This window comes from Thalassospira sp. (assembly GCF_030690045.1).
Classification (GTDB): domain Bacteria; phylum Pseudomonadota; class Alphaproteobacteria; order Rhodospirillales; family Thalassospiraceae; genus Thalassospira.
Window position 1 is genome coordinate 199945 of sequence record NZ_JAUYHK010000021.1, and the last position, 18860, is coordinate 218804.

Annotated in this window: 17 protein-coding genes; 9 read left to right on the forward strand and 8 right to left on the reverse strand. The window is 54.5% G+C overall.

The window, feature by feature from the left end; genetic code table 11:
• Positions 1–14: 14 nt before the first annotated feature.
• From Q8O73_RS18255 to Q8O73_RS18265, 3 genes are all read right to left on the reverse strand, one after another.
• Positions 15–884: an NAD(P)-dependent oxidoreductase gene (locus Q8O73_RS18255; protein ID WP_305559632.1), complete on the reverse strand. Its 870-nt coding sequence runs from the start codon at positions 882–884 to the stop codon at positions 15–17.
• Between the two features lie 122 nt (positions 885–1006).
• A complete protein-coding gene (ppk2, locus tag Q8O73_RS18260; protein WP_305559633.1) occupies positions 1007–2086 on the reverse strand; it encodes a polyphosphate kinase 2 in 1080 nt (359 codons plus the stop codon).
• 143 nt (positions 2087–2229) lie between these two features.
• Positions 2230–2487 carry a DUF1127 domain-containing protein gene (locus tag Q8O73_RS18265; protein ID WP_305559634.1) on the reverse strand — a complete coding sequence of 86 codons (258 nt, stop codon included), beginning with the start codon at positions 2485–2487 and terminating at the stop codon, positions 2230–2232.
• A gap of 142 nt (positions 2488–2629) precedes the next feature.
• On the opposite strand from Q8O73_RS18265, the gene Q8O73_RS18270 reads away from it, so the two are divergent.
• Together Q8O73_RS18270 and Q8O73_RS18275 are read left to right on the forward strand one after the other, a co-directional pair.
• Complete coding sequence (locus Q8O73_RS18270) at positions 2630–3592, forward strand: transcriptional regulator GcvA (RefSeq protein ID WP_305559635.1); 963 nt, start codon at positions 2630–2632, stop codon at positions 3590–3592.
• A 51-nt stretch (positions 3593–3643) separates the two neighbouring features.
• On the forward strand, positions 3644–4282 hold the full coding sequence (locus Q8O73_RS18275) for a VOC family protein (protein WP_305559636.1): 639 nt from the start codon (positions 3644–3646) through the stop codon (positions 4280–4282).
• Positions 4283–4291: 9 nt separating this feature from the next.
• Here the strand turns inward: Q8O73_RS18275 and Q8O73_RS18280 are convergent, their stop codons facing one another.
• Positions 4292–4708 carry a DUF1489 family protein gene (locus tag Q8O73_RS18280; RefSeq protein WP_305559637.1) on the reverse strand — a complete coding sequence of 139 codons (417 nt, stop codon included), beginning with the start codon at positions 4706–4708 and terminating at the stop codon, positions 4292–4294.
• 209 nt (positions 4709–4917) lie between these two features.
• Between Q8O73_RS18280 and Q8O73_RS18285 the strand changes: the two genes are divergently transcribed.
• The 5 genes from Q8O73_RS18285 to Q8O73_RS18305 all read left to right on the forward strand — a co-directional run bounded on the left by Q8O73_RS18285 (position 4918) and on the right by Q8O73_RS18305 (position 10263).
• Positions 4918–5214, forward strand: coding sequence for a DUF2849 domain-containing protein (locus Q8O73_RS18285; RefSeq protein WP_305559638.1), 297 nt, complete (start codon positions 4918–4920; stop codon positions 5212–5214).
• An 11-nt stretch (positions 5215–5225) separates the two neighbouring features.
• A complete protein-coding gene (locus Q8O73_RS18290; RefSeq protein ID WP_305559639.1) occupies positions 5226–6881 on the forward strand; it encodes a nitrite/sulfite reductase in 1656 nt (551 codons plus the stop codon).
• Entirely contained in the window at positions 6868–7386 is a 519-nt protein-coding gene (locus Q8O73_RS18295; RefSeq protein ID WP_305559640.1) for a DUF934 domain-containing protein, read from the forward strand. The genes Q8O73_RS18290 and Q8O73_RS18295 overlap by 14 nt, the downstream gene beginning before the upstream one ends.
• Positions 7387–7633: 247 nt before the next feature.
• Positions 7634–8920: a hypothetical protein gene (locus Q8O73_RS18300; RefSeq protein ID WP_305559641.1), complete on the forward strand. Its 1287-nt coding sequence runs from the start codon at positions 7634–7636 to the stop codon at positions 8918–8920.
• Positions 8917–10263 (forward strand): MATE family efflux transporter, encoded by a 1347-nt coding sequence (locus Q8O73_RS18305; RefSeq protein ID WP_305559642.1) that lies wholly within the window; start codon positions 8917–8919, stop codon positions 10261–10263. Before Q8O73_RS18300 ends, Q8O73_RS18305 begins: the two co-directional genes overlap by 4 nt.
• 7 nt (positions 10264–10270) lie before the next feature.
• Here Q8O73_RS18305 and Q8O73_RS18310 read toward each other — a convergent pair whose 3' ends face one another.
• Positions 10271–10756: a helix-turn-helix transcriptional regulator gene (locus tag Q8O73_RS18310; RefSeq protein ID WP_371135105.1), complete on the reverse strand. Its 486-nt coding sequence runs from the start codon at positions 10754–10756 to the stop codon at positions 10271–10273.
• A gap of 603 nt (positions 10757–11359) precedes the next feature.
• Here Q8O73_RS18310 and Q8O73_RS18315 point away from each other — a divergent pair.
• Positions 11360–13027, forward strand: a complete 1668-nt coding sequence (locus tag Q8O73_RS18315) for a methyl-accepting chemotaxis protein (RefSeq protein WP_305559644.1) — start codon at positions 11360–11362, stop codon at positions 13025–13027.
• A 628-nt stretch (positions 13028–13655) separates the two neighbouring features.
• Positions 13656–15041, forward strand: a complete 1386-nt coding sequence (locus Q8O73_RS18320; RefSeq protein ID WP_305559645.1) for a methyl-accepting chemotaxis protein — start codon at positions 13656–13658, stop codon at positions 15039–15041.
• An 80-nt stretch (positions 15042–15121) separates the two neighbouring features.
• Here the strand turns inward: Q8O73_RS18320 and Q8O73_RS18325 are convergent, their stop codons facing one another.
• The 3 genes from Q8O73_RS18325 to Q8O73_RS18335 are packed head-to-tail and all read right to left on the reverse strand — an operon-like array spanning position 15122 to position 18852.
• Positions 15122–16039, reverse strand: coding sequence for a hydroxymethylglutaryl-CoA lyase (locus Q8O73_RS18325; RefSeq protein ID WP_305559646.1), 918 nt, complete (start codon positions 16037–16039; stop codon positions 15122–15124).
• The gene (locus Q8O73_RS18330) at positions 16039–18042 is read right to left on the reverse strand and encodes an acetyl/propionyl/methylcrotonyl-CoA carboxylase subunit alpha (RefSeq protein ID WP_305559647.1); all 2004 of its coding nucleotides are present in this window, start codon (positions 18040–18042) and stop codon (positions 16039–16041) included. Before Q8O73_RS18330 ends, Q8O73_RS18325 begins: the two co-directional genes overlap by 1 nt.
• 3 nt (positions 18043–18045) lie before the next feature.
• Entirely contained in the window at positions 18046–18852 is an 807-nt protein-coding gene (locus Q8O73_RS18335) for an enoyl-CoA hydratase/isomerase family protein (RefSeq protein WP_305559648.1), read from the reverse strand.
• Positions 18853–18860 lie beyond the last annotated feature (8 nt).

Below are 18860 nucleotides of genomic sequence, written 5' to 3' on the forward strand. Positions count from 1 at the left end.
AAGACAGACCAGACTCAGTCGCGGGCCAGCAGATCAATCAGGCTGGACGTATCCCAGCGATTGCCGCCCCGGCCCTGCACCTGCGCATAGAATTGATCAATCAGGGCGGTTACCGGCAGGCGGGCACCATTGCGATGCGCCTCTTCCAGACAAATGCCCAAATCCTTGCGCATCCAGTCAACGGCAAAGCCGAAATCAAACTTGCCATCGACCATGGTTTGGCCGCGATTTTCCATTTGCCAGCTTCCAGCGGCCCCCTTGGAAATCACATCCAGAACCTTGGTCATATCAAGCCCGGATTTCACGCCGAAATTCATGGCTTCGGCCAATCCTTGCACCAGTCCGGCAATGCAAATCTGGTTGACCATTTTGGTCAGTTGGCCGCTGCCGCTGGCCCCCATCAGTTTGCAGGATTTTGAAAAGGCATCGATGATCGGGGCGGCGGCCTCGAACGGGGCGGGATCGCCACCGCACATTACCGTCAATGCTCCATTTTCGGCCCCTGCCTGTCCGCCGGAAACCGGGGCATCGATGAAGGGAATGCCCTTATCGGCGGCCGCAGCATAAAGTTCACGGGCCACATCGGCTGATGCGGTGGTGTGATCGACAAGGATCGCACCCTTTGCCATCCCCGCGAGGGCACCGCTATCGCCCAGAACAACACTTCGCAAATCATCGTCATTGCCAACACAGATAAACACAAAATCGGCACCCTTGGCGGCCTCTGCCGGGGTCGGGGTGGCGGAACCGCCATGATCGGCGGCCCATTTTTGCGCCTTGGCCGCGGTGCGGTTATAAACCGTCACAGAATGTCCGGCCTTTTGCAGATGCCCGGCCATCGGATATCCCATGACGCCAAGACCGATAAATGCACATTTTGCCATTTTCTTGCTTCCCTGAACTGGTATGACCACTTGTGGATCAAGGTTAAGGCTGCGGGGTTGGCATTGTCAATCCATCCCCGCAGCTTTCCCGTCAGGTGGAAAAGACCCAAAGAATAATGACCCTATTCGTTGCTGCCCAGTTCCTGATCGACTGTATGAACCACACGTTTGTCCCAGACCAAAAGTTCATCGCGTTTGCCGGGATAGTCAAACTGAGCCAGGAAAAACCGCATGGCGTTGATTCGAGCCCGTTTCTTTTCATCAGATTTAATCACGATCCACGGGCTGTCGGCGGTGGAGGTATGAAAAAACATGTCCTGTTTGGCTTCGGTATATTCATCCCACAGATTTTGCGAGGCCAAATCAACCGGGCTGAGTTTCCATTGTTTCAGCGGGTCTTTCTGGCGCTGGTCAAACCGGCGGGCCTGTTCTTCCTTGCTGACGGAAAAATAGAATTTGGTCATGCGAATGTGCGACCGGATCAGCATGCGTTCAAATTCGGGAACGGATTGCAAAAATTCACTGACATCGAATTTGCTGCAAAATCCCATCACCCGTTCGACCATCGCCCGGTTATACCATGACCGGTCAAACAGCACGATTTCGCCCCCCGCAGGCAGATGTTCGACATAGCGCTGAAAATACCATTGGGTCAGTTCGCGGTCATTGGGTTTGCCAAGGGCAACAACTCGCGCCCCGCGAGGGTTGAGATGTTCGGTAAAGCGTTTGATGGTACCGCCCTTGCCGGCGGCATCTCGCCCCTCGAATATCGCCAGCGCCTTGATATTCTGATCCTTGACCCAATTTTGCAGTTTCAAAAGTTCAATATGCAACGGTGCAATCAATTCCAGATATTGCTGCGATTTCATTTTTTGCATCGGTTCATCGTCTGATGCCGGAAGATCGGGCGGCAATTTGGGCTTTCGCGATGATGGAACCTTTACCACAACCGGGGCGGTTTTGGCTTTGTTCTTGCGCGGAGGGCGGGGGGCTTTGGCCGGGATATCATCCATGCGATCCATCGTCAGATTTTCACTATCCAGCAACAGATGATCTCGTGTTTCACTGTCAAGTTTGCCATGCCCGGATTTGTCCGACGCACGGGTTCGGCTGCGGGCTGTTTTTTGGACCGCATGCCGCAAGGACGGGTCTTCGTTTTTCATGCCGTTTTTGGGGGTGGGGCTTTTTTGTTTCGATGCCATGCCGGTCTTTCCGTCTTGATGTTTCCAACAGGCGAACGGTGGCACAAAAGCAAAAGGGCCGGAAGGAAAAATCACGTAAAATTCACGTAAAAACCCTTATTCCGGCCCTTGGGGGCAAAAGAGCCTTAAAAACAGGCCGCAGCTTAGAACCATTTGAAAGATTTACGATATTCAGCTTCGGCGTCATAGCGGTTGATGCCGATATCGGCCAGTTGATGGGAGTTTAATCGCATCAGGGCGCGGCGTTGCGACCGCAGGGCAAGATAACGTGCAAACTCATTCGCCAGACTGTTGAGAACTGCAAGGATGCGGTGTACGACATCCGCACTGGAAACCGGCAGGATTGCCATGCCGTGCTGATCGGTCTGGCACGAGGTTGACGGGCATTGGGTCATAGCCATGATGATGCTCCTCTTAAGGCATTGATCCGTCCAGAGGACAGAAAAGTTTGATGCTGTTGGGGGCATTATCGGTCGGAATTAACAGCGTGACAAACCAGTACTTCTGAGGGTAGATATTAGTACAGCTAATGATGAGGCAAAGATGCGACTGCCCCCCTTGCAAGCCCTGCGTGCCTTTGAGGCCGCGGCGCGACATTTGAATTTTACCCGTGCTGCCGAAGAGCTGTTTGTGACCCAGGGCGCGGTCAGTCAGCAAATCCGCCAGCTTGAAGAATATCTGGGATTTCGGTTGTTTTACCGGTTACCGCGACGCCTGCAACTGACCGATGAGGGCGACCGTCTGGCGCGTGCCGCCAATGAGGGCTTTACCCGGATAGCGGGCGAAATTGAAAGCCTGCTGGCGGTCGAAGAGGCCGGGGTGGTGACGGTCAGCGTGCTGCAATCCTTTGCGGTGAAATGGCTGATCCCGCGTCTGGGTCATTTCCGCGATCAGCATCCCGATATTGATGTGCGTATTCACGCCGATGACCGGCTGGTCGATTTTCGCACCGAAGGCATTGATCTGGCGGTGCGGTTTGGCCGGGGGCGGTATCCCAATCTGTATGCCGAACTTTTGATGCGCGACGAGGTGTTTCCGGTGTGCAGTCCGGATTATCTGGCATCGGCCCCGCCCTTGCACACGCCAGAGGATATTCTTAACCATCAATTGTTGCATGATGCGACAGCGCAGGTTGAATTGCCGCGTGCGGCGGACTGGAATTTCTGGCTGGAGGGGGTCGGGGTCAATAACATTACCCTACGCCGTGGCTTGCGGTTTAATTCCGGCGATATGGTCATTCAGGCGGCCTTGATGGGGCAGGGGATCGGGATGGCGCGGACATCGTTGGCCGCACAGGACCTTAAGGCCGGATTGCTGGTGCGGCCCTTTCCGCAAAAGGTAGCGTCCAGCTATGCCTATTATATCGCCTGTCCGGAAGAAAATCTGAATCGGCCACGGGTGCAGGCCTTTGTCCGCTGGTTGAAAGAAGAAGTTACCGCAACGCTCAAGGATATCGAGGAAAACCAGCCGACATTGGCGGTGACGATTGATCCATCGAAAATCTAGGCGCGGGGTTTCTATCCACAACATTCAAGGCGATATTGGAGTTCTTCGGATATGCTGAAACTCGACCACATCACTGTTATCGCCCCAACGCTGATTGAGGGGGTGGCGCATGTTCAAAATTGCCTGAACCTCGATGTGCCTTTCGGGACACGCCACGATTACATGGGTACTCACAATCACCGGCTTCAGCTTGGAAACAACGTCTATCTTGAAATCGTGGCACTTGACCCGGATGGTATAAAGCCGGGACGGGCGCGCTGGTTTGGTTTCGATAACCCGGAAAAAATCAGATCGGACTGGAATGATGGTCGGCGCTTGCGGGGGTGGGTTGCCAGCACGGATGCTATCGATTCCGTTGTTTCAAACCGTCGTGCGATCTTTGGCGACAAGGTTTATCTTCCTGTCATCAACCCGACTTTTGATTTTGCCATTCCCAAGGATGGTTCGCTCCCCCTTGACGGTGCTGCCCCTTCTCTCATCGATCACCGGGGCGACCCGACATCTATGGCCTCAATTCCCGATCTGGGCGCGCGCCTGTGTTCGCTCACTCTCGAACATCCGGATCCTGCTGTTATCGGGAGACTGTATCGTGAACTCTCCATCGATCATCCGCCATCGATTATTCAGGGGGCTTGCGTTCGCTACAGGGCACAAATCGAAACGCCGACCGGATTGAAAGAACTGACCTGATTGTGTCCCCTAAATCAGCCCCAGTTCCCGCAATTGCACGGCCATATCATCGGGCAGGGCGTCTGTGGCGGTGCCGGTATGGGCATCGGGCGGGCATTTGTCCTGGGTCAGGTAACGCCAGCCCTGAAAGGCCCGGTGCGGGTATGTCGCCGTATCAATCACGTCACGATCCAGAATGATGCGGCAATATTTGATGCCTTCATCATCGATATAATCTTCAAGATCGGTGATCAGTTGCCGACAGCGGATCGCCCCCTTGATCACCCAGTAAATCGACCCGCCTGCCAATAATGCGTCGCGCTGTTTCGGCGTCTGACGGGTGGTGTGATAAATCCGCCCCCGGAGTCCCTCATAATGGGCCTGCCATTGGCGCAGGCTGTCCGGACTTTCGGAACCGACACTGAGTTTGAGAAGATGCAGGGGCATGGGTGCAATCAACCGGTTTAAGGATCAGGCCTTTGACCTAGCGAGGGAAGCTGTCACCGTCAAGTTTTGCATTAAAAACACAAATAAATTGTAATTATATGTATTTCACAAAAAAACTTGACCAATAGCATTCGATCCGCACATAAGAGTGCAGAAAATGCCCGAGACCAACAGGGCGTATGAGAGAGATGTGGAAGCTGAGAGAAGCGATGTCCCTGCAAATTGTCACTGCGAACCGGCTTGATGATGGATTGGTGGTGTTTATGACCGCCAATCATGGCTGGAGCGACGACATCCACCAGGCCGTATTGGCCGAAGATCAGGCGCATGCTGATGATTTGCTGGCCCGCGCCAGTACTCGTGATCAGGATATTGTCGTTGTCGGTCCCTATCTGATCGAGGTGGAAGCCAGCGAGGCAGGCATTGTGCCGACCAAATATCGTGAAGTCCTGCGCACCAAAGGCCCAAGTGTGCGACAGGATCTCGGCTATCAGGCCGGGCAGTAAGGAGGCGCCCCATGTATCGCTATGATGATTTTGACCGTCAACTGGTGCTGGAACGGACCGAACAGTTTCGTGGACAGGTGGCGCGCCGCCTGTCGGGAGAACTGACCGAAGACCAGTTCCGGCCCCTGCGCCTGATGAATGGTGTGTATCTGCAATTGCATGCCTATATGCTGCGGGTCGCGGTGCCTTATGGCACGCTGAGCGGGGCGCAATTGCGCCAGCTTGGCTATATCGCCCGCAAATATGACAAGGGGTATGGTCATTTCACCACCCGCCAGAATATCCAATATAACTGGCCGAAACTGGCAGAATTACCCGATGCGTTGCTGGACCTTGCCCGCGTTGAAATGCACGCCATTCAGACATCGGGCAATTGCATCCGCAATACCACCACCGATCAATATGCCGGTGCGGCGGCCGATGAAATCGAAGATCCGCGCCCCTATTGCGAACTGATCCGGCAATGGTCAACCTTTCATCCGGAATTCACCTATCTGCCGCGCAAATTTAAAATTGCCGTGACCGGGGCACCCAATGACCGGGCGGCGGTCAGGGTTCATGATATCGGCCTGCGCATGCATCAAAACGCGGAAGGGGAAACCGGGTTCGAGGTGATTGTCGGGGGCGGTCTGGGCCGCACGCCGTTTGTCGGCAAAACCATTCGCGATTTTATCGGCAAGAATGATCTGTTCAGTTATCTGGAGGCCACCCTGCGGGTGTATAACCGCTTTGGCCGTCGCGATAACAAATACAAGGCACGGATCAAAATCCTTGTCCATGAAATCGGGGCCGAAGAAATGGCCCGGCTGGTCGAGGAAGAATGGGCGCAGATCAAGGACGGGTCGCTGAAAGTCAGTGATGCGGAAATTGCACAATATATTGCGCAATTTGCCCCGCCGTCCTTTGAAACCTTGCCCGATGACGATGCCGAATTTGCCCGTCGCAAGGTGGAAAATCCCGGTTTTGCAGCCTGGGTGCGCTCCAATGTGGTGGCCCACAAACAGCCAGGTTATGCGATTGCCAATGTGTCGTTAAAGCCTATTGGTGGAATTCCGGGCGATGCAACCGCCGACCAGATGGAACGGGTTGCTGATCTGGCTGATCAGTACAGCTTTGGCGATGTGCGTGTCACGCACGAGCAAAATCTGGTGCTGCCGCATGTCAAAAAGGCCGATCTGTTTTCGCTGTGGGCCGAATTGTCCAATGCCGGTCTGGCGACGGCCAATCTGGGATATGTCACCGATATCATCGCCTGTCCGGGGCTGGATTATTGCGCGCTGGCAACGGCGCGGTCGATCCCGCTGTCGCAACGCATTTCCGAACGCTTTGGCGATCTGGATCGCCAGCATCACATTGGCGAACTGAAAATCAAGATTTCCGGTTGCATCAATGCCTGCGGCCATCATCATGTCGGGCATATCGGCATTCTGGGTCTGGATAAACGCGGCAAGGAATTTTACCAGATCACCCTTGGCGGCGATGCCAGCGAAAATGCCGCGATTGGCAAGATCGTCGGTGCCGGTTTTTCCGAGGCCGAGGTGGTCGATGCGATTGAAGCGATTGTAACCAGATATCTTGAAATCCGCGATGCGGGTGAACGTTTCATCGATACCTATCGCCGGGTTGGCACGGACCCGTTCAAGGAGGTGCTTTATGGCGATCGTTAAACATGACACCGTGATCGACAATGACTGGATCACGCTGGATGCCGAAGGCGATCTTCCGGCGGGGGATGTCAATATCATTGTGCCGCTGGACCGCTGGAAAGCAGAACAGGACAGCCTCAAGGGCCGCAATGGCGGGGTTGGCGTGTTGCTGGTGCCCGGCGATGCCCCCGAAGACATCGCAGCCGATCTTGACCGGCTGGCGCTGATTGCGATCCGTTTTCCGGCCTATACCGACGGGCGCGGTTATTCCTATGCCCGTGTGCTGCGCGAACGGTATGGCTTTGCTGGTGAAATCCGGGCGGTGGGTGATGTATTGCGCGATCAGATTCTGAATATGCATCGGTGCGGCTTTGACGCCTTTGACCTTAAAGACGATGCTGATACCGCCCTTGCCAAAGTGCGTGCGGCCATGGCGGAAATGACGGTTTATTATCAGCCCACGGGTGATGGCAGGGCAACGGCAGGATCGCTGCGCGAACGCCGCCGGGCCGGGCAGGTCGGCTAAAATACCATTTCCAATTGATTGGGTCGCGATTTCAGGGCGTTCCGTAAGGGACGCCCTTTTTGTTGCGCGTATTTCCAATGTCTGAAAACACGCCAAAATTTTCCTTTTTGGTCAATGCCCTTGAAAAGTGTTAAAATATAAATCGCTGAATCTTAGATTGTATCAGTGTGGGTCATATTATGATCACGATCCGGGCCCAGAATACAGACAGGGATCATCTGGCGGGATATCGGAAGACGGTGCATTCATGCAGGCAGGCAGCAATTGTGTTATCGATCAGGGTTTTGCGACCTATGATCGGCAATATCGCGATACAGCGCGCAAATATCGCAAGGCCTTGCGCAGCCTTGCCGGAAGCTTGCGCAAGCTGAGCACCTTTCGGAAAACCTCATTACTGGCCTCGCAGCAACTTTATATCTATGCCAAATGGCTGGCGCGTTATACTGCCTATTGGCCGGAACTGGATGGGATGGTCGCACGTCTTGAAGACAGTTTCGATCATCATGATCAAAGTTATGTCGGACGGCAATCGCCGGACGACGGGTCATGGGGCTGGCATTATCAGGAATTTCATCACAAATTCGATGCGACGATTGTGCGCTTGCATGAACTGGCCGCCGCACGCCGCGCGCCGCGCTATGCACTGGATTTTCTCGAACCGGTGTCTACGCCACAGAAAATGCGCGATTATCTGGAACATTTGCGGATTTCCGACATCGCCACCACCGGGCGCAACCAGCGCGATGAATATGGCGGGGTGCTGACCTGTCTGGCGCAATTGTGTTTCAAGCCGACCTTGCGCGCCTATGCTGAACGTCATGTGCGCGGCATCAAGCTGGATCAGGCCTATGTCGATTGCCTTGCTGATTTTCTCGATGAATCGCAAAACCCCGAAACAGGATATTGGGGGCCGTGGTATCAGGCCGACGGGCAGATACACCGCTATGACGATCTGAGTTATACCTTTCATATCGTGTCCTATCGCAAGGGCGATGTGAAACGCTGGCCCGAGATTATCCGCACCACCTTTGCCAATCGCACGGCGGAATATCCACTGGGCTGGCTGGCCAATGGCGAACAGAACAACCACAATAATTACGACGTCGCCAAGATTTTCCGGTTTGGCTGGCCGCATATGAGTTGTGAACAGCGGCAACAGGCCTCACAGGAAATTGCCTGTATGCTGGAATGGTGTTTGCGGTTTGCCATGGATGAAGAAGGGCGGTTTGTGTGCGAAGGCGGTTTTTATAATTCCCCGGCGGCCTGTTCTTATTTCGGGGTGTCGTTCCTTGACGAGGTTGGGTATTTCGATAAGGGCAAACGGTTCTGGACCCAAAGAACTTTTCCCGGTTCGGCAAGGGATGCCATGCGCATCGGTCATCATTTGGCAGAAATGGATCCGAAGGACCCCGGCGTGATGGCGGCAAAATGGAAATTGGGGCATGGGGCCGGAACCACAGAACCCTGTCCGCCGCAAACAGTTCTTCGGGTGCGCAATCATCATCAGAATGCGCGCCGGATTATTGCTTTATGAAACCGCGCCATTTTGTCGAAGGACCGGTCTTGCGCCATATTTTCGGCATGGCGCATACCAGTATGCTGGCGCTGATTGCGTTGGTCGCGGTGGATGCGCTGGATCTGTTTTTCCTCAGCCTGCTGGGTGATGTTGAAATTGTGGCCGCCCTTGGTTTTGCCTGGCCGGTGATTTTCTTTACCCTTGCAGTGTCGCTCGGCATTTCCATTGCCATGACGGCCCTGGTCGCCAAGGCCGAAGGCCACGGAGACCGGACACGCGCGCGTATTTACGCCACCCACATTATAATTGTCGGGCTGGCATTGTCGCTGGTGATGACGGCGGTGTTGTGGTTTGCCGTGCCGGGGTTGTTGTCCCTGTTCGGGGCGACGGGGCGGGTGCATGAATTGGGGCAATCCTATTTGCGCATTGTCGTGATGTGCCTGCCGATCCTGATTCTCAGCATGTCTTCGGGGGCTCTGTTGCGCGCCATTGGTGCAAAACAGCGGGCAATGAATGCCAAGCTGGTCGGGGCGGCGGTCAATGCCATATTGGACCCGATTTTTATTTTCGGATTTGACTGGGGGGTGGAAGGGGCGGCGTGGGCGACGGTCATTTCGCGCCTTGCCATCATGGCGGTGGCACTGGACGGGGCAACACGGGTCTACCGGATGCTGGGACGGTTTGATGCCCGTCTGTTCTGGCGTGACTGCGGCGAAATTGGCCGTATTACTGTGCCGGTCACAATCTCAAAGGCAGGGGCCCCGGCAGGCAGTGCCTTTGTCATGGCGACGATGGCGCAGTTTGGCGACCATGCGGTGGCGGCCGTTTCGATCATTGAACGGATTGCCCCCTTTGTCTTTGTCGGGCTGTATGCCTTGCCCCAAGCCATCGGGCCGATTATCGGGCAAAATTTCGCCGCCGGGGAAATGGCACGGGTGCGCACGGTCTGGCACGATGCATTAGGGTTGATTGCGGTTTATATGGCGGTGGTTTGGGCGGGGTTGTTCCTGTTTCAGGACGGGTTTGCCAACCTGTTTCGTGCCACCGATGAAACGGCATTCTATCTTGCCGTGTTTTGCAGCTTTATCGCACCCCTGTATCTGTTTCAGGGACTGCAATTCATCTCGCAAACTTTCTTTAACGTCACCGGGCGCTCCTGGGTGGCGATGCTGCTGGACCTTGCCAAGGAATTGCTGGGCGTTGTGCCGTTTGTCTGGTTGGGTAGCCAGTGGTTCGGCGCGGTCGGTGTTTTGGCCGGGCAGGGGTCGGGTATGGTGGTTTTTGGCACCTTGTCGGCATTGGTCGGATATGGCCTGATCCGGCGGAAACCGGACCGGAGAACGGTGGTAATGGCAAAGTGACGGCGTGTCATAAGGCCGCCGCCTGCATCAGAAAATGCAAGGATGCCGGGTCGGGTATATTACCCTTCTGGCGTTCTGCCGCCATCATGGCATAGGCAAGCACGATGATGCGGGCAACTTGGGTGCTGTCCCATGCCGGCTTGTGAGTTTGCCGGAAAGTTTCCAGTTCCTCAATAATGATGCGCAACAAATCCGGGTCCAGTGGTGTTGTTTCCGGTATATCCCCTTGGGATTGAATCATGCTGCCCTTGCCGGTCAGCAGCCAGTTTGCGTCGATCCCCCTCTCGACCAGCATGGACAGGGATGACGCTTTTGGTTCATTTATGTCCAGCTCATAACGCTCCCACGATTTCCGGGTCAGCCCGGCCATGCTGGCGGCTTCAGTCGCACTTAACCCGATATGTTTCCGCGCTTTTCTGATGCGCTCGCTAAAACTGCCCGTCATGCGGTTGCTTCCTGTACCGGGCTGGCATATCTGAAATAATACGCCCATTGATTGAAAATATATAAAAACAAAGATACTTTTTGGTTTAATGGTTCAAAAATATTCCATTTTTCTGATCCGATCTGGTTTTTATTCTTGAAAATGGGTATTAATTGATCCATTATTTAGTGGTTCCTGAAATTGAATATCTTCATATGCCAGCATAACTGGTCGGGGCGTTCCAAAAGCAAGTGACCGGTAAGGTACGGGTGGTGCCACGGCGGTGCAGGTTCTGTTTTGATCCGCACGCTTTTTCATCAGGGCATCAGTCTTGCCAATGTCTGACATCAAATGTCTTCATCTTTTGTCATCCGGTTTTTGCCGCAGGACAAATACGGTTGGTGACATCCGTTGCAAATTACCTTCCCGCTTCCCGAACCGGAAAGGGTCTCCCGTCTGAGTCGGCGATGATACTTCGTGTTTCATCCGGAGTCACGGGCAAGAGAAATCGTGGCAAAACAAGGGTTTGGTCTTGGAAAAGACGGTTTGTTTTGCAGGCTGCTTTTCCCATTCTGACAAATTCTGACAAGTAAATTTATAAATTTTTTAAAATTTCGAGGCATTCCGGCATCGTTTTGTAGAGCTCATCACGGGATAATTTGGGGGGACCAAATGTCATTTCTAAAAAATATCAACATCTCAAAAAAGGTGTTTGGAGGCTTTGGGGGCGTTCTGGCCCTGCTTGTCCTTATTGCGGCAATCGGGGTGATTTCACTGGAAAGCGCGAACAGTGACTTTGCCCGTTATCGTCAGATTGCCCTGCAATCGAACCAGGCTGCGCGGGTGCAGGTCAACTTGCTTGAAGCCCGTGTGGCGATCAGAAGCTATCAGGCGACTGCAACGGATGATTTGAAAAACCGGGCTCTGGAACGGTTACAGCAAACACTCAAGCTGAATGAAGAACTTGTCGGGATGGCAGATTCTCCAGAGAAACAGCAGGTCATTAATGCTGCGGATACGGATTTGAAAGCCTATGTGGCAGCCTTCAACGAGATGTTGGCTGCTTCTGGTGACGAGGTTTTGCGGACCCGGATCGTCGATGAAAAACTTAATGTGATCGGACCGCGTGTTACAGCTGATCTGGAGGCATTCAAGCTTGGCATTAAGGCCGAACAGGATGTTCTTGGTCCGCAAGCCACTGTCGATATCCAGAATGCGGTAACTACGGCAACCATTCTTGGCGTGGTAGCCGTTATTTTGGGGGTTGCTTCGGCATGGCTGATTGGTACCGGCATTTCGCGTCCGATCCGCTCCATCACCGATGCGATGAATGTTCTGGCCGGGGGCGACAAAACGATCCTGATTCCGGGGCAGGACCATAAGGACGAGATTGGTGATATGGCCAAGGCCGTTCTGGTGTTCAAGGAAAACATGATCAGGGCGGAACAGCTTGCCACACAGGAAGCTGTTGCGCAGAAACAGCGTGAAGAACGGGCAAAGCTGATCGAAAAACTGACCAACGATTTCGATGCCGATGTATCGATGGTTTTGAAAACCGTGGCATCTGCCGCAACCGAAATGCAGGCCACCGCAACCTCGATGACGGCAACCGCCGAAGAAACCAGCCGTCAGTCCACCGTGGTCGCCGCCGCCGCCGAACAGGCATCGAACAATGTGCAAACGGTCGCCAGCGCCTCTGAACAACTGACCGCCTCGATTGCCGAAATTTCACAGCAGGTGGCCCAATCGGCACAGGTCGCCAGCAAGGCGGTGGCCGAGGCGGACCGTACCAATACCCAGGTGCGCGGACTGGCCGAAGCCGCCCAGAAAATTGGCGATGTGGTGGGGCTGATCAGCGATATTGCTTCGCAGACCAATCTTTTGGCCCTGAATGCGACGATTGAAGCCGCCCGTGCCGGCGAGGCGGGCAAGGGCTTTGCCGTTGTGGCGGCAGAGGTTAAAAACCTTGCGAATGCGACGTCAAAGGCCACCGATGAAATCACCGCCCAGATTACCGGTATTCAGCAGGAAACCGGCAATGCGGTGGGGGCGATCCAGTCGATCAGTGCGACGATTGCCGAAATCAACGAGATTGCCGCAACCATCGCCAGCGCGGTCGAGGAACAGGGGGCAGCGACAGAGGAAATTACCCGCAATGTGCAGGAAGCCTCTTCCGGTACAAGCGAGGTGACGTCGAATATCCACGGGGTGAATGAAGCAGCGTCTTCGACCGGGGCCGCAGCAGAACAGGTTTTGGCCGCATCGGGCGAATTGTCCGAGCAGGCCGAAGATTTACGCCAGAAAGTCGAAACCTTCCTGTCGGCGGTCAAAGCCGCCTGATTACAAACGCATAAAAACACGAGCAAAAAAAGTCGTCCGCCGGGGAAACCTGGCGGGCGTTTTTTGTTTGTGGCGCCAACTGCGATTTACCACCGATCCTTTGGTATAGGAAAATCGCAAGGTCTGTGATCGAACCGTCAATTCCCGGCGTACAATTTGCAAAGGCACCACCTTTTTTAGAAAGATGTCGCGGCAATCTGGTTTTTCACCGACTTAATATATTGTTTTTATTTTGTTATTTTAGAGATGTGAACGATATCACTTTATGCAGGGTTTAACATTTGGCATAATATACTTATGTATATACAATACTGAACTTAATGGGTGCTTTTGGGTATTGGAGAATGGAATGTCATTTTTTAAGAAAATAAAGATATCGCAAAAAATATTTGGCGGATTTGGTGTGGTCCTCCTTTTGCTGGGAATATTGTCGATTCTCTCGGTTATGTCACTTTACCGGGCAGAAGATAATTTTGTGAAATATCGGGAACTGGCAGAAATATCGAACCAGTCTTCGTATGTACTGTCAAACCTTCAGGATGCACGTCTTGCCGCTCTTGCGTATCAGAATAATCCCTCAAATGAGGTAAAAGAACTGGCCGTTGGGAGATTGTCCGCAGCATCCGAGATGAACAAAAAACTTCTCGAGATGGTTGTTGATCCTCGTACGATTGAAATCGTGCGTCAGACGGAGGGGGACATAGCAAGCTTTTCCGATGCTTTTGGGAAACTGATCGCAAGCAATAACCCGTCCGAAAGACAGGCGATTATTGACAATCAGCTTGACGTGGTTGGCCCGCGAATTGCGGAAGAGATCGAAGAAGTCAAGATTTCCAGCAAGAAAGAGCAAGATGTACTTGCTATGAAAACTGTTGAAGAAATTGAATTTGAGGTCGTTGTCGCCGAAATAATTGCCGTTGTCGCCGTTGTTCTTGGCATCGTCATTGCTTGGTTCATTGGGGTTGGAATTTCGCGCCCAATTGTTGCGATCACGTCGACGATGCGCATACTTGCCAATGGCGACAAATCGGTCGTCATCCCGGGACAGGATCACAGCGATGAGGTCGGCGAAATGGCCAAGGCTGTTCTGGTGTTCAAGGAAAACATGATCAAGGCCGAAGAGCTGGCCGCGCAAGAGGCCGAAAACCAGAAACGCCGCGAGGAACGTGCAAAGCTGATTGAGAAACTGACCAATGATTTTGATGGTGATGTTTCGATGGTTCTGAAAACCGTGGCCTCGGCCGCGACTGAAATGCAGGCAACTGCAACTTCGATGACGGCAACCGCCGAGGAAACCAGCCGTCAGTCGGCAGTTGTCGCCGCCGCTGCGGAACAGGCATCGACCAATGTTCAGACTGTTGCCAGCGCGTCGGAAGAACTGAGTGCCTCTATTTCTGAAATCAGCCAGCAGGTCAGTCAGTCGGCACAGGTTGCCAACAAGGCGGTAGCCGAGGCGGATCGTACCAATGCTCAGGTGCGCGGCCTTGCCGAAGCGGCTCAAAAAATTGGCGATGTGGTGGGGCTGATCAGCGACATTGCCGCCCAGACCAACCTTTTGGCCCTGAATGCAACGATTGAGGCGGCCCGAGCAGGCGAATCAGGCAAGGGATTTGCCGTGGTCGCGGCAGAGGTCAAAAACCTGGCCAATGCCACGTCAAAGGCCACAGATGAAATTACCGCCCAGATCAGCGCGATCCAGACTGAAACCGATGGGGCAGTTATCGCCATAGATTCCATCGGCAAAACCATTGCCGAAATCAGCGAAATTGCAGCAACCATCGCCAGTGCGGTAGAGCAGCAAGGGGCCGCAACCGAGGAAATCAACCGCAATGTTCAGGAGGCCTCCGCCGGGACAACAGAGGTGACATCGAATATTCACGGGGTGAATGAAGCAGCGTCTTCAACCGGGGCCGCCGCAGAACAGGTTTTGGCCGCATCGGGCGAATTGTCCGAACAGGCCGAAGATTTACGCCAGAAAGTCGAAACCTTCCTCTCGGCGGTCAAAGCCGCCTGAGATCAATATATAAAAACACGAGCAAACGGCAACAGGCCCGGAAAATTTTCCGGGCCTGTTGCCGTTTGCGATGCGGTGCTTCAGGATTGGGCCAATAGTGCAAGACCGGCCTTTGATCCCGGGTGTCTGCCCAGTTGTGTGCTGATCCAGATTCCGGTTTCGACAAGCCCGGATAAATCGACCCCGGTTTCAATGCCAAGACCGTTCAGCATATAAATCACATCCTCGGTCGCGACATTGCCGCTGGCCCCTTTGGCATAGGGGCAACCGCCAAGGCCCGCGACCGAACTGTCGATGATGGCGACCCCCATTTGCAATGCCGCCAGAAGATTCGCCAGCGCCTGCCCATAGGTATCGTGGAAATGGGCGGCAAGGTGACGGACCGGAACATGCCGGGTGACGGCATCTATCATCGCCTGTGCTGTGCCCGGTGTGCCGGTGCCAATCGTATCGCCCAGACTGATTTCATAACATCCCATGTCAAACAGGGCCTTGGCGATGTCGGCGACTTTTGCCGGGGCAATTTCGCCTTCATAGGGGCAGCCCAGAACACAGGAAACATAACCGCGCACGGCAATATTCCGGGTGTGGGCGGCGGTGATGACCGGGCGGAAACGATCCAGACTTTCGGTAATCGAACAATTGATGTTTTTCTGTGAAAAACTTTCAGATGCCGCCCCAAACACGGCGATTTCGGTCGCCCCCGCCGCAATGGCGGATTCCAGCCCGTGGATATTGGGGGCAAGGACCGGGTAGGTAACACCGGGCTTGCGGGTGATGCGGGCCATCACATCGGTGGCATCGGCCATTTGCGGCACCCATTTCGGGCTGACAAAGGCGGTGGCCTCGATCACCGGCAGGCCGCAGGCCGCAAGTCGGTTGATCAGCTCAACCTTGATGTCGGTTGCGACCATCGTTTTTTCATTTTGCAACCCGTCGCGCGGGCCGACCTCGACGATTTTGACAGATTTGGGCAAATCACCCGATTGCAGGCGCATCAGGATGCCTCCGTAATCGCAATCAGTTCGGCACCATCATCGACCTGATCGCCGACCTGATAGAAAATTTCGGCAATTATGCCCGATACCGGGGCTGAAATGGTGTGCTCCATTTTCATGGCCTCCATCACCACCAGTTTGTCACCCGCCTTGACGGTTTGCCCGGCGGTGGTCAGAACCGCAATGATCTTACCGGGCATTGGCGCGGTCAGGCCGCTGCCTGTGCCTTCGGCTCCCCCCGCAGCGGCGACCGGATCAAAAATTTCCAGAATGTCGGTTTTTCCGCCCCGGAAAATCGTCAGGCGGTTGCCATCGCGCAGGATGTTGGCCTGTTTGCGGACACCGTCAAGGGTGGCGGCAAGTTTGCCATCTGTGGTGATGTGCGCCTGTACCGTGATCGACATGCCATCGGGCATGTCTAGAATATAGCCATCGGGGCGATAATGCACCCGCACCGAAATTTCCGCGCCGCCATGACGCAGGATCAGAGTGTGGTGATTATCATCATTTAACCGCCAGCCACTGGTGAAATGCCAGGGCGACCACGGGTCGCTGCTTTGGGTGGCATGGGCAAGGGCCTCGGCATCGCGGTGCAGAAGGATATCCAGCGCGGCAAAGGCCAGGGCTTCGTTATCGGGCGGTGTGATGGCCGGGATCAGATCAGAAAGCCAGGTTGGGATAAAACCGGTTTCGACCTCGCCGCGCATAAAGGCCGGATGGCGGGCGATATTGGTCAGAAAACCGGTATTGGTTGTCACCCCGACAATCCGGACATCCTCCAGTGCGGATGACAAACGGCGCAGGGCACTGTTGCGATCCTGATCATGGACAATCAGTTTGGCGATCATCGGGTCATAATGGATGGAAACTTCGCCTCCTTCATAAACGCCGGTATCAACCCGGATATGGGCCGTTTCGGCGGGCATGTGCATATGCGTCAGTTTGCCGGTGGCGGGCAGGAAATCATGATGTGGATCTTCGGCATAGATCCGGACTTCAAAGGCATGACCGTTGATCGTCAGTTGATCCTGGGTTTTTGGCAGGGCTTCGCCATCGGCAACGCGCAATTGCCATTCCACCAGATCCTCGCCGGTGATCATTTCGGTCACCGGATGTTCGACCTGAAGGCGCGTATTCATTTCCATGAAATAAAATGCGCCGCTGGCATCGAGCAGAAATTCAACCGTGCCCGCCCCCTGATAGCCAATCGCTTTTGCCGCATCGACGGCGGCCTTGCCCATGCGGGCCCGCAAATCAGCCGATATATGCGGGGCGGGGGCTTCTTCAATCACTTTTTGATGGCGGCGTTGTAATGAACAATCACGTTCAAACAGATAAACCGCATTACCGTGACTGTCGGCAAAAACCTGAATTTCAACATGGCGGGGATGGGTGATCAGTTTTTCAATCAGGCAATGATCATCGCCAAAACTCGATGCCGCCTCGCGCTGGCAACTGGTCAGGGCATCGGAGAAATCGGCAGGATTCTCAACGGCTCGCATACCCTTGCCACCACCACCACTTGATGCCTTGATCAAAACCGGATACCCGATTTGATCGGCCTGACGCGCCAGAAAATCCGGGTCCTGATCGCGCCCGTGATATCCGGGTACCAGCGGCACACCGGCCTTTTCCATGATTTTCTTGGCTTCGGATTTTGACCCCATCGCCAGAATGGCGGCGGTGGGCGGGCCGACAAACACCGCACCTGCTTTGGTCACGGCCTCGGCAAAACCGGCATTTTCGGATAAAAATCCATAACCGGGATGTACGGCATCGGCCCCGGATTGTGCAATCACTTCCAAAAGCCGATCCTGCCGCAAATAGCTGTCACGCGGGGCGGGGCCGCCAATATGCCATGCCTCGTCTGCCATGCGAACATGCAGGGCATGGGCGTCGGCATCGGAATAAACCGCAACGGTGGCAATGCCCATGCGCCGGGCGGTTTTGATCACGCGACAGGCGATTTCGCCACGATTGGCAATCAGAAGTTTGCGCGGCATCGTCTATTCCTTTACCCACTGGGCGGCACGTTTTTCAAGAAAGGCGCGGATACCTTCCCTGCCTTCGGCAGAAGCGCGCAGTTTTGCAATGCGGTTGGCGGTATCATCAATCATCGCATCGTCAATCGGGCGGTTTGCCACGGCATAAATCAAATCTTTTGCCGCCTGCATGGCGTGCGGGCCGTTTTGCACCAACAGGGCCGCCGTCTCGTCCCCCCGTGCCAACAGGCGATCCTCGGGAACAATGTCATGGATCAGGCCGATGCGCTGTGCCGTGGCGGCATCAAACCGTTCGGCGCTGAGAAAATAACGCCGTGCCTGCGCCGTGCCGATTGCCTCAATGACATAGGGCGAAATTACCGCCGGGATCAGGCCCAGTTTGACCTCAGACAGACAAAAAACGGCGCGGTTTGATGCAATGGCGATATCGCAACAGGCCGCAAGACCGACCCCGCCGCCAAATGCCGCGCCATTGATCAGGGCGATGGTCGGTTTGGGCAGGAAATTCAGGGTTTTCATCAAACGGGCGAGGGCTTTGGAATCTGCCAGATTTTCGGCATGTGAATAATCCGCCATCCGTTTCATCCAGTTCAAATCCGCCCCGGCGGAAAAGCTTTTACCCGCCCCGGTCAATTGCACAACCCGCACCATTGGATCGGTGGCAAGACTGCCCAGCATCGCGGTCAGTCCGGCAATCAGAACATCGTCAAAGGCATTGTGGATATCAGGGCGGTTCAGCGTAATGCGTGCCACGCCATCCGGGCGGATATCGCATAAAAGCGCAGTGTCAGGGGCGTTAACATCTTTCATAACCATCC

Excerpts from the sequence above, each read along its gene's own strand:
- Q8O73_RS18315 (WP_305559644.1), top strand. The coding sequence starts at position 11,360 with ATGTCATTTCTAAAAAATATCAACATCTCAAAAAAGGTGTTTGGAGGC.
- Q8O73_RS18300 (WP_305559641.1), top strand. The coding sequence starts at position 7,634 with ATGCAGGCAGGCAGCAATTGTGTTATCGATCAGGGTTTTGCGACCTAT.
- Q8O73_RS18330 (WP_305559647.1), bottom strand. The coding sequence starts at position 18,042 with ATGCCGCGCAAACTTCTGATTGCCAATCGTGGCGAAATCGCCTGTCGC.
- Q8O73_RS18335 (WP_305559648.1), bottom strand. The coding sequence starts at position 18,852 with ATGAAAGATGTTAACGCCCCTGACACTGCGCTTTTATGCGATATCCGC.
- Q8O73_RS18265 (WP_305559634.1), bottom strand. The coding sequence starts at position 2,487 with ATGGCTATGACCCAATGCCCGTCAACCTCGTGCCAGACCGATCAGCAC.
- ppk2 (WP_305559633.1), bottom strand. The coding sequence starts at position 2,086 with ATGGCATCGAAACAAAAAAGCCCCACCCCCAAAAACGGCATGAAAAAC.
- Q8O73_RS18305 (WP_305559642.1), top strand. The coding sequence starts at position 8,917 with ATGAAACCGCGCCATTTTGTCGAAGGACCGGTCTTGCGCCATATTTTC.
- Q8O73_RS18290 (WP_305559639.1), top strand. The coding sequence starts at position 5,226 with ATGTATCGCTATGATGATTTTGACCGTCAACTGGTGCTGGAACGGACC.
- Q8O73_RS18325 (WP_305559646.1), bottom strand. The coding sequence starts at position 16,039 with ATGCGCCTGCAATCGGGTGATTTGCCCAAATCTGTCAAAATCGTCGAG.
- Q8O73_RS18310 (WP_371135105.1), bottom strand. The coding sequence starts at position 10,756 with ATGGGCGTATTATTTCAGATATGCCAGCCCGGTACAGGAAGCAACCGC.
- Q8O73_RS18270 (WP_305559635.1), top strand. The coding sequence starts at position 2,630 with ATGCGACTGCCCCCCTTGCAAGCCCTGCGTGCCTTTGAGGCCGCGGCG.
- Q8O73_RS18320 (WP_305559645.1), top strand. The coding sequence starts at position 13,656 with ATGAACAAAAAACTTCTCGAGATGGTTGTTGATCCTCGTACGATTGAA.
- Q8O73_RS18255 (WP_305559632.1), bottom strand. The coding sequence starts at position 884 with ATGGCAAAATGTGCATTTATCGGTCTTGGCGTCATGGGATATCCGATG.
- Q8O73_RS18285 (WP_305559638.1), top strand. The coding sequence starts at position 4,918 with ATGTCCCTGCAAATTGTCACTGCGAACCGGCTTGATGATGGATTGGTG.
- Q8O73_RS18295 (WP_305559640.1), top strand. The coding sequence starts at position 6,868 with ATGGCGATCGTTAAACATGACACCGTGATCGACAATGACTGGATCACG.
- Q8O73_RS18275 (WP_305559636.1), top strand. The coding sequence starts at position 3,644 with ATGCTGAAACTCGACCACATCACTGTTATCGCCCCAACGCTGATTGAG.
- Q8O73_RS18280 (WP_305559637.1), bottom strand. The coding sequence starts at position 4,708 with ATGCCCCTGCATCTTCTCAAACTCAGTGTCGGTTCCGAAAGTCCGGAC.